Here is a 13,337-nt window from a genome sequence, read left to right as displayed (position 1 = left end):
TCTAATTAATGACATTGCCCAAACTACTTTATTGCTTCTCAAATTTGATCTCGCAGAACCTTAATCATCACTGTTTCATGATTCTGAATATTTTCACGAGCCACACCATCAGGTCCCCAATCGTCATAACTCATCATGATGGCTTGCTTTAAACTCTCTGCACGATTGTTTTCTTGATAGAACTTCTTCTTATCTTGCGGAGAATAATTACTAAGCCTTGAGTTACTACTTGGCGAAATAAGGCAAAGGTTTCCAAAACGATCCACGTCCTGCATCTTACTTGCACCAGATGGGTCGGTTTGTGGGAAGTAGTGCTCAACAGAGGTCCTGAACGCAAACTGAAAGCTTGTGAAGTGGGCTCCTAGAGTCTCTTTAATAATGTCGCCAACTGGCTTCCCGTCTGATAGATTGCGCCAAAGTAGGTAATCCAAACGGTTAAATACGAAGTTCTGAACACCTGTACCTTGATGTAATACACCGACATTATTTTCTGTAAACTCAAGTTGAGAGGCACCACAGATCTTATCAAAATACTTGTCACTCTGCTTTTCAAGTGCAGCTAAGTACGAACTACCATCAACTTCCAATCGGTCTTCTGTAGCGAGATCGTTCAATACCCGTAAAGCGTCATTCAACCAACGCTTATATACTAAAGCAGGGTTCGACACATGGAACATTGCCAAGACCATTCGTATCTTTTCGTTCTGATCACTACTAAACGCATTTGGATATTCAGGGCTTAGACTATTGCCGTATTTGTACGCATTAAGTCTTAACAAGCTCCACTTACGCTTTTCATCGTGCTGGTCAGGCTTGATTACGTAACTATCAAACAGAATTCGACATTTAAGCAATTCATAGACAAAAGCTTTAGCGCCAACCTTCAGACCATCGTCTTTAGAGATAAATGCATCAATCAGCTTCTTATCATCAAGCGAAACGTTCTCTTCCGTCTTCATAAGTTTTAAGACATGAAGTAAGAAGTTTGAGAAATCGATAACCGAACCAAAGCGTTCTTCCTTCTCACGCTCGTCATCGTCAGTATTTGAGCTAGATGCCTTGTTACCGATGATTTCTCGCAGAGTCATTGCATCTTCTTTTTGCTGCTTGCTCGTGTGCTTTTCGTGAATAGCTTCAAAGCTTATTGGCATTGTCTGCCAATCTGAGCCAAATACCTCTTTTCGTAAGTCCGATTGGAAGCCCATTTGGGTATAGCGCGTCATGTTCGCACAAGCATCCCAAACAGTGGAAAAACAGCCTCTTTCCTCATCATTATCGAGCGTAGCCATAAACTTCGCTTTCAATACTTCATGCTTTTCTAGCTGCTCACCACGGTTATTCATGATCTCAAAGTAGTGGTTAAGATCGGTTTGAGGTGGAACGACGACTCTAAGAATGGTGACGTTTTCTAATAGATACTCAAAGAACTGCTTAGTTTTCGCCTGTGTATCTAATCCTTTGGTTTTGAAGTAACGCTTGATGATGTTGAAGGCAGCATGAATGTTAGGCTCTTCTGACTCGCCATTGGTTCTGCCTGTATAGATGTCATCTAATGCTCTGGAGGATTTTGGACGACTATCAAAGGTGAGATTAATGTCTAGTCTTTCTAGCTCACTCTCTTCGAGCACATCACAATGTTTGAGGTACGCCAACAAGATAGAGAGCGTGGTATGCCTTTGCTGTCCATCAATGGTTTCGTATACCACATTAGATTGGTGTGAATGCGTTGTGCGCTGATAAACCACAAGGCTACCTAGATAATATTTTACTTGTTTGGCAGTAGCGATTTCATCAGATTGAGTTATAAGCCCTGCAGCATCACTGATATCTTGGATAAGCTGCTCAATTTCTGTCGCACCCCAGGCGTAGTTACGCTGATAGATAGGAATCACATATTGGGTTTTTCTGTCGAAAAGTGCTCTAACGGATAACTGCTCTACTTGGTTCGAATCACTCATTTACACTTCCCGATTTCATTGCTTCAATAGATGCCTGCACGTCCTTCGCGTTCTTGAACTTAGGCTCTTGAATGTAAGGAGGCTGAAAGTTCAACACCTGTTGAGGGTGAACAGCTTTGCTGATTGCTCTAAACAGCCCACTACGATCCTTAGCGTGGTTATCTACCGACTCCATACCGATACGTTGTAGCTCAAGGCGAAGGAAATAACTCCAGCGATAACAAACCTGTGCCGCTTTCTCTAACTCCACATCACCGAACTTGTCGTAGTAATACATCACTGCACACAAAAATAGGTTTCGTACATAGCTATCTCCTTTACGGTTACTGCCTGTGTACTTAACAGCATGCTCATATACGAATGAAGATAGCCTTGCATCATCACCAACGAACAGAGTCGAGTGAATCGCCATGTAATACTGAATATACTCAAAGAAGCGCTTACCGTTGATCATCACCTGATCCACTTGAAACGGATAACCCTTTGTTTGCTTATCCCACTTTCGAGCAGGATCGGCATTAAAGGTTTCAATCGCATAATCGAGCGCAAGCATCGAGTCCACATAGGCGTACTGAGTGTTTTCTAGGTTAATACCTTTAAATACATCGATATTATGACGACTGAACTGTATGCCGTAGTCACCATCAACCCAACGGCGCATACGGAATAAGAACTCACCCATAATGGTATGCAAATTCGCAGAGTCATCATCTGGGTTTACGCCCTGCTCCCACAAGCTAACATGGTGGAGGCGCTCGGTTTGCTCTGTCGAGTCCATCATTTCACGTAGATGGTAAGCCTTGAGCAGATCATGAGGGGCAAGCGCTTTACCACGAGCATTTTGAGAGTCGAAGAACTGGAAAGCTTCACTTAAATCATCGAGCGTTACTTGGATAAGTTCACACTTGTTAAGGACGAAATCGAGTAGCTCCTGCTTTTCTGTGGCTGGTAGGCTTGCTACTCGCTCAGAGATGACTTGCGCATTGTTCTTAAGGTTTTCGATACTTATCGTGGATTCAAATTTGTGCTCAAGAAGAGTTGATGAGATGGCTTTCTCTTCCCCATCTAAAATGGTACAAAGCAGCGTTAGAGTAAGAAGGCGCTGCTGACCATCTACGATGTTTAGAGCCTGATTTTCTTCGCTACTTTCTGAAGCTTTATCTTGATGCAGTACCACCGTACCAAGCCGATAGCATGGCTTAGTACGATGGTTAAAAATGTCATCAATCAGCTGATTAACGTGTTTAGGTTGCCATTTGTAAGGGCGTTGGTACTCTGGAATCGTGAGCTGTTGCTCCAACAACTGTAAAATGGTTTGAGGCTGATTGAAGACTATTGCCATGATTACACTACCTGTTCGATAATAGTATTCGTTAAGTCAATTTGAACAGATTGATTTTGAGTTAAACCTTTACGAAGCATATTGCATAGATCGATTAGCTGATTATATTTCACTAATATTCTTTCTTGTTCTGCTAAAGGGGGTAATGGTATCAATAATGATAGTAAATGATCAGAATGCATTGATGGAATATGACCTCGTTCTGATGCATTCAATAACTCTCCTTTAACAAAGCCAGTACCAATAAGTAGTTCTAAATAATCTCGAGACATAGAGGGATAGTCATTAACCTTACAAAGAGCAACATTAAATGCTCCTTCCATAGTTCTCGAAAGTTTACCTATATGCCTATATGCAGCCATAATTATTTCGCCTTTATAAACCATTTTGTTTTTTGATGATTCCGGCACGTAGACAGCACTAAGTTCTGTTTTAAAATCAGTTATTTGAACAAAACGAACATACCCTTCTTTCGGAGTTTCAATAAATTTTGCTTTAGGAGGATTATGTCCCCTGAAACACCAAGCAACATCTCGAAAACGACACCACTCCCAGCTTGAAGGAATTACAACTTGAAAACCATGTGGTGCTTTAGGGTGCATTTTTCCAGAGTCTTTTGCTTTCTTATCTTTGATTAACTGCGCTTTTTCTTCTGCAATACGCTCAAGCAGCTTTGCAGCGGGTTCATCATTTGGGTCTTGTGGGACAAGTTTACCCATTACCGCCAGTTGCAGGATGGTTTGTTTTAGTTGGTCGATACTTGCTTCGGTGGTGAACAGGGTATCGAAGTGCTCACTGATTCGTGCCCAGTTTTGCATTAGCTCGTCGGCATCAGCAGAATTGGTTAGCGTGTCTAACAGCGTTGTAACCAATACCTGATGTGCTGTAATGCTGACTTCGGTTTGTTGTTCTAGTTGGTCGCAAAGTGTCATTAGTTCATCGACTTTAGCGACAATGCGGTGTTGTTCTTCTGTCGGTGGTATACAAGCAATTAATACATTTGCTTCATTCCTATTTAAGCCAGGCTTGATGCCTTTACCCAAAAAATCTAAACCAAATGTGTTCAAGTGTAAGAAACAATAATTTAATTCTATTCCTGTTGGAGGAATGACACTGTAAGCAACATCAGTTACCCAACATGGAGTAGCACTCATATTTAATGCACCAGCGGAACCTTTCCTACCTATCACGACACAAGCTTCATCAACAGAAAAGTTATTGTGAGTTCCCACGACACCGTTAGAGCCATATACTGGATATTCACCAGAGCCAGAGCGTTTTGCCTTTGGTAAATTATCTCCGTACTCTAAATGATAAAGGTCTCCAAAACGGCACAAAGCCCACCCGCTTGGTAAGTCGATTGATTTTTCTGCTTCAGTCAGTGATGGAAGTTTTTTTGTCTTGGATATCTTTTTATCTTTCACCAACTGCGCTTTTTCTTCCGCAATTCGCTCAAGCAGTACCGATGCAGGTTCATCCATTGGGTCTTGGGGCACTAACTTACCGCGCACTGCCAATTCCAAGATCAGCTCACGCAGTTTCTTCACGCCATAAAGCTCGCACTTTTTGCTGCTACCACGACCAGAGGCGGATTTGGTTTTAACGGTTGAAGTCCAAATATCGATATTGTCTGTAATCAACTGGTTCATAGAAGTTTGTTCTACACTCATTATTTACTCTCACCTGTCGTCGCTGGCGTTGAATCTACAGATGATTTCAGCGCATCGCCTAGAATGTCTTTCAGCTGATTACGAAGCTGTGAGATCTCTTGCTGTTGTTGTTGGTAGTTCTCTAGTAGCTCGTTTGGATCGTGACTTATCACTTCACCTTGATATGGGTTTTTAATATCTAGGTTGAAGTTGCGCTCAATGATATCGGCGATTGGCACCTTCCATGCGTGATTATTTTCTACACGGCTTGCAAAACCGTCTTCTTCATTGCCCCACCAATCAATCTCTTGTTGGAACTCTTCAAACTTCATTGGTTTGGTTTTGCTGTAGTTCTTCACGCCTTCTGGGTATGGGTGCTCGTAGAACCATACGTCTTTAGTTGGCTTGCCTTTGGTGAAGAACAGAATGTTGGTTTTGATACCTGTGTATGGGTTAAATACCCCATTAGGTAAACGCACGATGGTGTGCAGGTTACATTCTTCGGTCAGCATTTTTTTGATTTTGGTTTTAACGCCTTCACCAAACAATGTGCCATCTGGCAGTACTACGCCTGCTCGACCGTTGTTTTCATCAAGCACTTCAATAATAAGCTGTAAGAACAGATCGGCAGTTTCACGCGTCTGCATTTCTGCCGGGAAGTTTTTCTCAATGCCATCTTCTTCGGTACCACCAAACGGCGGGTTGGTCGCAATCACATTGATGTTGCTGTCCCAGCTTGAAAGCGGCTTGTTGAGCGTATTGCCGTGTTTGATTTGCACAGGTACTTCAATGCCGTGCAGCATCATGTTGGTGATACACAGTAGGTGTGGCAGTTGTTTCTTTTCGACACCGTGGATCTGCTTTTGCAGTGTTTGGTGATCCGCTGCAGTCTTCACGTAATTGTCTTTCACATGGTCAAACGAACACGCTAGGAAGCCGCCAGTACCCGTTGCTGGGTCCATAATCGCTTCGCCTAACTTCGGGTCTAAGCGGTTTACGATGAAGCGTGTAACAGCACGAGGCGTATAGATAATGGAATTTTGATCGTCCTGTGAAATTGTTACATCTAACAAAATCAACAACCTAGTGTAAGTAACAGTAATGTCCACATTATGGCACCAATTTACTCAATATTGCTATGAGAAATCAAAGAAGTGTTACCGTTGCACTCAAGCGAGAAGCGCTGATTTTAATTGTCCAACAGGCTGTTGGACAATTATTGGAAAAGCAAAGTTACTGGATTACTTCGCAGATGGTAGATCAAGTTGTGAAACATACCTCACAGCCCTTCGCGTTATACGGTACATTTGGCTACCCTTGCTATTTACATCAGGGGTAAGTAACCCTAATGAGCACAAAGAATTAAAATCATCTTCCACAAATCGAGGTTCATTTATCCCCAGTTGACGTCCATCGCCGTCAGCGATCATATAACTATCACCATCTTTTGTTTTTAGCTCCAATATAAAACTACCTTGTGATTCAACAAAATTTTTAAGCATATGCTGCGCTTGTTCTGACAATTCGGCGTTTGGGCGAACAGCATGAGCAATAGTGTTTAACCCTGATATACCTGAGACTAACCCAGATACAGAATCTTCGATGAAATTTAGTTTGTCGATTACCGTGTCATGACTTTCCCTAAGAAGGCTCTCAACACCATTTACAAGTTCATCATTGTCTTCGATCTGTTTGATTATGTTCTTATAGCGATTTTCCTCTAACCAGTTGAGGAAATCATGATACTCCCTGTCAGATTTAGCGTCTCTACCTGATTTAAAGTTATAAATTAGCCCTATGATGGTGGCTAGTGAGCCGAATACTTCCATAATTACCTCAACTTCTGATGATTAACCCACAAACTTCAAACGCTCAGCAAAGTCATTCCGCTCTGCTAGCACTTGGTCATACATCGAGTAAACCTGCTGGATGTGCTCCCACAATTGCTCATTTTGCTTTTGGTACGAGCAAGCCATTAACTCCGCTTCTTTTTGCTTTTGCTTTGCCTTATCGAGCTTAGACTTCAGCCTCTCAACCTCAGTAGTAGCTTCAATCTGTTCCTTTCGGCTTTGCTGTGTCTCTTTGGCTGCCTGAATACGCACCTTTAACTCAGGATAACGATTATAAATCAGAGCATTAGAAACACCTGCCTTTGCTGCTACTCGGCTCACGTTTATCTTTTCGCCTGTTGCAATCATCTCGGTCACAATGGCTTCAAGTTGCTTTCTTGTTTCAGTTTCCATTAGGCTTCCTTAATGTTGATTTGCAGTTGTTCAATGATTCGATTAGCCGCATGTAAGTTATCGGTTAGTGCGCCCTTAAACGATGCAAACCTTGGCTGTATCTCTTCAGGAAATTGCTCAAACGCTGTTAATTGCTGCTCACAGCGCTGCTTTATCACTAACCAATGAGGTAGATGTTTCGGTGTTGCGATATAAGAGTCACAGTTGATGCAATGGCTTGGGTCAGCCGCATTACGAACTTTGCAGCCAGTGCCTTTGGTACAGTATCCATGAGATAGCCCTCTGAAATTGGAAGAGTGCTTGGCGGTATAGATTAGTAGCTCTTGCATATTGGCGAAGTGCGGTGACGATCCATTTTCAAAGTCATCACCAAGCACCTGTTTTAGTCTCTCGACAAACTTCTGTCCGCCTCGACCAGCCAAGTGACCTTGCTCGGCTGCGCTAACCATATCAGTCATGGCTTGCTCGGTTAAATAGGCTTCAAAGCTTTCGGTCAGGCGTACCAGCTCAGCCATAGAGTCGTAACCGCGATGACTATAAACCAGCGTCATACTGCTTTCTAAGTGCTTGTATTGGTACTTGATGTCATCAAGATCACCCAAACGATTAGCCACAATAAACCAAGCGAACGTATGTCGAAATTGGTGAGACGTAAAGTTAAACGGGATGCCGACTTGGTAAGGTAAGCGGAAGTTTTTACTCGTTGCCGAGACAGATTGAACATTACACCCCAACGTTTCCAACTGCTCAATATCCTCTTGTGTCACAGGGATGCTGAACAAGGTATTCACGTTATTGAAACCGTTCTTCGTTGCCTTGGATTGATTACTAAACCATGCCGATTGCTTGGTGTGCTTCACTCTAAATAGTTTGTTGTCCGCAGAACCAAATTGAAGATCAAGCAAACGCTTTTCAGGAAGTGTATTTGAATAATGTTCGATGAGTTGCTTGGCTCGTTCACGATAAATCACGTTCATCTTGCCAAGTATCTTAACCCCTCTATACGCTTGTTCACTGACTACCCATTCTAGCGCTTGGCTGCCATCTGTTGTTTTTGATAATTCTGAACGTAAGTAATAAATTCCATCACGGCTAAATGCAGCATCATCGTCCAGCGCCATGGCTTCACTGTGCCTCATCCCTGAATAGGCCATGACAAGTACAAAAACATAGCGCCTGATACGTTCAAAGTACGTATGTAAATGATTTAGCTCTTCTGCTTCAGTTTCACTTAAAGCATCGATAAAGGTGTCACGATTAAAGTGGCCAGGATTAAGCCCTGCAATACGATTATTCAAGGCCAGTTGGATGGCTTGCCACTGCTCGAAATGCCTCTCCGCAAGCTCAAGTTTCTCTTCGCACTCCTTTAGCATCAATTTCATTATGCGAGTTGGGATCACCGCATGCTTCTGACGTAGAGAGGATTTAAGGGCAATCAGCGGACTAAGTAATTCATTAAATAAATCCACACGTTCGGCAGACTTAATAATGCCGTATTGTTGCCACCAATACAGCGCACTAGATACCTCTTGTGCGATGTGAACATGCTTTGACGCGTTATTGTCCGTCAAAAACTTGCTAATAAGATGCCTTAATCTCAACAAGGGCAATACATCTAACTGGTGTAAAGATCGAATGTTTTGCTCCTGCAACCAAAGACCAAATCGTTTACTGCAACGAATAATTCGCTTGGTTGTTCCCCATTTGACAGGCTGCATTCCTTCACCCGCACCATGCGCAAGCATCCCTAACGTTATCGCTCTCAGTTCATACCCCAACTCCGTATTCGCCTGATGAAATGTGATGGATGACTTCTCACCATTTCTTAGCCAAGAATCATCACTGAAACGGCTTATCATCGTTCCCGTGTTTCTGTTTGCTTGCCATAAAACCGTGGAGGCTAATCGTTGGTATTTTTCCGTAGAAAAAGGGCGCAATCGAATGGCACCATCAACATTCAAAACTGTGTCTACCACGTCATGTATCATGAACTTTCCCCTATACCGCGACTGTTGAAATAGCAAATGACCAGAATGGGTGCATGCCTTGATTTCGCTGCATCTCATCAGCTTGTTCGACTGCTTTATGATCTCTGCTCGCAAGCTGACGCAAAATATCATTCACTCGCTCTTTCAATACTTCCATTGCTTCCGTTTGTTGTTCATTGCCCTCTAGATTGGACACACTCGCCCTCATATCCGCTAGAACATAGTCTCGATAACTAAGAAGCTGCCAAACATGCTCTGGGTCGGCGACAGTTCGAAAATACTTGCACCAAATACAAGCTAGATAGTCACTGCACCATGTCGCCTCACGGCCATTGTCTTTATGTAACAGTCGATGCTCTTTGTGATATTGCTGCGCTTCTGTGTCATTGCCCTTAGAGGCACATAAACCCGTTGGCGTTTGCTGTAGCTCAGTATCATCTTTATCGATAATAATGATGTCAGAGCTGATCTCACGCCCCGTAAAGTAGCTCTGCATGGTTTGCACTGCATCGCCGAGATTGGTTTGAGTATCGGCTTCTTCCACTTGCTTGTAGTGCTGAATAAATGTCGAATAGGAATGGCGCATCCGCTGCTTGTATTTACGCAAATCTTTCGCCACTTCACGGTAGATGTGGTTAGCACCTGATTTACGAATACGCTGAGAGTTGTACCGCACACGACAACCTTGCTGTTCCAGAAGGTTGTTTATGTAAGATGTGGCATTAGTGCCTTTAACGCAGCCGATCTCTCCGTATTCGTCATAAACAAACAGGAGTGATTGAAATGGCGAGTGAGCCTCTCGGTATTGTTCAGTGAGCACTTTTACTTGCAACAAGTCCTGCATCACGCTGTTTACCGTGCGACCATCAAGCTGAAAAGTATCAATGTCGTACCCTTTACGCGCTTTTTGTAGCATGATCACCATCGTATTTTTCGACGTAGGTAACTCAATCTCTTTGATATCAGAGAGTTCAATTGCACACATTGGCGCAGTGTTCCAGCAAGTTTTTAACTGGATTTTGGCAAAGTATAGAGCGATTAGCGGCTTACTTTCTTTTGCTTGTTCAATGGCTTTCTCTACGTGGAAGACCAACTCTGTTAACTCTTCATCACTGTAGGTCTTTTCTAGTGATTCTCGCTTGGCATGAGTTTGGTAGCGTTGCATCGATATTCGATAGGCATCAACAACCTCTTGTCCTGTCACTTCCATTAACCAGCGTATGACTTCAAAGTAACCTGTACCCGTTCGGAGTGAGATACTCTTTTGCTGAACATCACTTTGAATGGCTTGAAACAGTGACTTTTGGATGCGATTGTTATCGATACTTAACGCTTGTAGGCCATGCACCTCCAATTCGTCTTTAAACTGCGGGGCTAAGCGCTCTAGTAACAATCGCTTGGCTTTTGAAAAGCGAGTATGGAGCGTTTCCATACTGTAGCTTTTTTGCGGCAACAGCTCAGTTTCGCTATTTAGCAAGGAAGTCATCTCAGCATGAATCTTTGGCAAAGCCGCTTTTAGATCTACGCTATCAATGTGTCGCCAAGCATCTTGTTCTTTAAAGTAAAATGTCCACAAATCCGAAAGATAATGATGCTTTAACAAAGGTCTTCCCATGAAAATACCAATGGCAAACACCAGTTCATTACGCAATTCTTTGCGGATATCACTGCGATAGATTGATTTCAAAAACGCATAGCGCTCCCCAACAAAGCCATTAAACCCTTGCTTAAGTAATTCTGCATCGGCGTCATTAGCAATAATAAATCGACAAGCTGTTAATACCACACGAAATCTCGCAGACATTGAGCGTAAATTATGGCCTTTCCCACCTTGATATCGCTCACTGGCTAAGATTTGCTTCAAGTCCTCCACTAAAGCAGGTGAAAATTCGATTAAGTCCGTGATGTTGGTATTACCAACAGGCAGTTCAAGCGTAACCTTACTCATGCTCACCACCTTGCTGTATTGCTAGTAAATCACTGTGTAGGCTCGGTAAATGTTCACCAAACAGCTTATCGACCCAACTCGACATCTGCTTATCAAAGGTTTCTGAACGCGCAAAGTTGATGTACTTTTGCGTGGTTGCAAAATCACTGTGGCCAAGCAGTTGCATTAGCTTGTATTGAATAAAGCCAATCGGCAGGTTTTGCTTAAGCATGAATTTGGCAAGGTTCGTGGCAAAGGTAGAGCGTAGATCGTGAAAGTCTCGTTCTAGTGGCTTATCTGTTAACTCTGCTCGGACTTTAGAAATCACATTGCTGACTGATTTGGAGACGATTGGCCTGCCTGAGCGATTAATAAACAGCGGTGCCGCATGACTGTCACCATGCTCTAGTTGCCATTTACCTAATCGACGCTGCCGTTCAGTCGAGTTTACATAGCCCCATAAACTCGCCATAAGCGCACTCGAGACCATGACCTTTCTGGTCTTACTCAGCTTGCCTGTGATTTCAACGTAAAAGATTTTGTCCGTGATAAGCACTGGGTCTTTGACTGCCGAAACTGGAAATGTAGCTACCTCATCGGCTCTTAACCCACATTGGTGCGCCAATTCTACCCACAACCTTGATGCTGGCTTGGTTAGTTCCTTGCTTGCGTAAAGCAGTTCCAACTCTTCACGGTTATAAGGCGCTAATTCACTCTGATTAAAGGACTTTTGCTTGTACTTCTTAGGTATGAGCAAGTCGGTGGTTGTTACGGTGATACCACGCTCTTGAGCAAACTGACCACTAAATAGGAAATCAATATCCCCATCTTTACGCTTTTTCTTAATAACTTGAGTTTTGTATTCGAAAGGAATTTTATCGATGCGGCGCTGCTTGAGTGCCCACTCGTAAAATTGGCGAATATGGTTCATATAAAGATTGGCAGAGTCACGATCGATCTCTTTGGCGGCGACTCGATCAATTAAGTGTTTGCGAAAACGGTACACAGGGAGCCAATATTTGGCTTTTTCTGAAGGGGCAATAGCAATCACTTCTTGCCACGCTACATTGTTTTCTTCAAGCCATGACAGGAAAATGCTCAATGAATAGGCCGTTGAGCTAAGCGTCAACACACTTACCCCGCCAAGGTTGTTTGTTTGATTGGCACGTTTCGGAGGCATAAACTGCCCTTTATAGCGATGCTCTAGAAACAAATTCATTTCCAATACATCGTGAATACGAGTCAATGAACGTAAACGAGGAAACTTACTGATCTCACGCTCACAATGATACGACACCTCGCGTAATGGCTGCCCACAACGTGACTCCTGATTGAAGTACGGCAAATCACCCAGATTCACCTCATTTTTAACAACACTTACCATCACCCACTCTTGCACCATCCATTTACTGCAATAAAAAGATAGGTGAGATAGGTTTTAATGTCAAAGTTTTATTTGCATCATACAATTACTGTAAAAAATCATTGGCTAGGTATGAGGTTGATGCCACAATATCAAACATGAAATAACTAAGAGGCTCAGCCAAATGCTTGAAAGTAATGAGCAAGCAATCTTGAACACTCCCAAAGGCGGCGTTCTGAGATGAGTGTTCAGAAAACCGTTACATCAGTAACACTCAACGACTGTGTCACGATTCAAGCGGGTTACCCATTTAGAGGGGCGATCAGAGCCATCCCTAGTGGCAGCGTCAAAGCCGTACAAGCTAAAGACATCTCTCCTTTAGGCGAGTTGATAACGGGTGATTTGATCACCACCGACCTGACAGGAAAGCGTGAAGCCGACTGGCTCAAGCAAGGTGATGTGTTATTTAGCGCCAAAGGCTCGAAACATCTGGCGAGCTATGTGAATAAGCAACTAAAGCGCACCACCTGTGCGCCAAGTTTGTTTCTGCTTAGGGTAAAACCGCAATGGCAACAAAAGGTTAATCCACAGTTTTTAACTTGGCAGCTTAACCAATCACCTGTGCAAACCTATTTTAAGCGCAGTGCCGAAGGCAGCTTTCAGATAAGCATCAGAAAACCTGTGCTTGCAGCAACGCCCATCGCACTGCCCGACATTGAAACTCAAAACACGATTGCCAAGCTCTATGAAGCCAGCATTAAAGAAAATGCGCTCCTTCATAAGCTTATAAACAACCGTCAGCAGCAGCTTAATGCTATTGCTTCAGACTTAATCCAAAATTCTAATGAATTAAAGCAAACTAATTAA

General features: G+C 43.1%; 9 protein-coding genes and 1 pseudogene. 1 reads left to right on the top strand and 9 read right to left on the bottom strand.

Annotated elements, in window-relative coordinates:
- Nucleotides 1–38: 38 nt before the first annotated feature.
- From AB4484_RS06400 to AB4484_RS06360, 9 genes and pseudogenes are all read right to left on the bottom strand, one after another.
- Nucleotides 39–1,958: a DUF262 domain-containing protein gene (locus AB4484_RS06400; RefSeq protein ID WP_372077104.1), complete on the bottom strand. Its 1,920-nt coding sequence runs from the start codon at nt 1,956–1,958 to the stop codon at nt 39–41.
- Nucleotides 1,951–3,300 (bottom strand): DUF262 domain-containing protein, encoded by a 1,350-nt coding sequence (locus AB4484_RS06395; RefSeq protein ID WP_372077102.1) that lies wholly within the window; start codon nt 3,298–3,300, stop codon nt 1,951–1,953. Before AB4484_RS06395 ends, AB4484_RS06400 begins: the two co-directional genes overlap by 8 nt.
- Nucleotides 3,301–3,302: 2 nt before the next feature.
- Complete coding sequence (locus AB4484_RS06390) at nt 3,303–4,970, bottom strand: restriction endonuclease subunit S (RefSeq protein WP_372077100.1); 1,668 nt, start codon at nt 4,968–4,970, stop codon at nt 3,303–3,305.
- Nucleotides 4,970–5,977 (bottom strand): annotated as a pseudogene (locus AB4484_RS06385) (N-6 DNA methylase); the annotation flags it as partial. The gene AB4484_RS06390 and the pseudogene AB4484_RS06385, both read right to left, overlap by 1 nt.
- 213 nt (nt 5,978–6,190) lie before the next feature.
- Complete coding sequence (locus AB4484_RS06380) at nt 6,191–6,778, bottom strand: hypothetical protein (protein WP_372077098.1); 588 nt, start codon at nt 6,776–6,778, stop codon at nt 6,191–6,193.
- A 21-nt stretch (nt 6,779–6,799) separates the two neighbouring features.
- Nucleotides 6,800–7,192, bottom strand: a complete 393-nt coding sequence (locus AB4484_RS06375; RefSeq protein WP_372077096.1) for a hypothetical protein — start codon at nt 7,190–7,192, stop codon at nt 6,800–6,802.
- Entirely contained in the window at nt 7,192–9,180 is a 1,989-nt protein-coding gene (locus AB4484_RS06370; RefSeq protein ID WP_372077094.1) for a hypothetical protein, read from the bottom strand. The genes AB4484_RS06375 and AB4484_RS06370 overlap by 1 nt, the downstream gene beginning before the upstream one ends.
- Nucleotides 9,181–9,190: 10 nt before the next feature.
- Nucleotides 9,191–11,128 (bottom strand): hypothetical protein, encoded by a 1,938-nt coding sequence (locus AB4484_RS06365; RefSeq protein WP_372077092.1) that lies wholly within the window; start codon nt 11,126–11,128, stop codon nt 9,191–9,193.
- Nucleotides 11,121–12,491: a tyrosine-type recombinase/integrase gene (locus AB4484_RS06360; RefSeq protein ID WP_372077090.1), complete on the bottom strand. Its 1,371-nt coding sequence runs from the start codon at nt 12,489–12,491 to the stop codon at nt 11,121–11,123. The genes AB4484_RS06365 and AB4484_RS06360 overlap by 8 nt, the downstream gene beginning before the upstream one ends.
- A gap of 219 nt (nt 12,492–12,710) precedes the next feature.
- Between AB4484_RS06360 and AB4484_RS06355 the strand changes: the two genes are divergently transcribed.
- A complete protein-coding gene (locus AB4484_RS06355; RefSeq protein WP_372077089.1) occupies nt 12,711–13,337 on the top strand; it encodes a restriction endonuclease subunit S in 627 nt (208 codons plus the stop codon).

Source organism: Vibrio sp. 10N.261.46.A3, assembly GCF_041472995.1.
In the GTDB taxonomy this organism is placed as follows: Bacteria; Pseudomonadota; Gammaproteobacteria; order Enterobacterales; family Vibrionaceae; genus Vibrio; species Vibrio coralliirubri.
The sequence above is the reverse complement of the archived record's forward strand: the minus strand, read 5'-3'. Positions and strand labels throughout refer to the sequence as shown.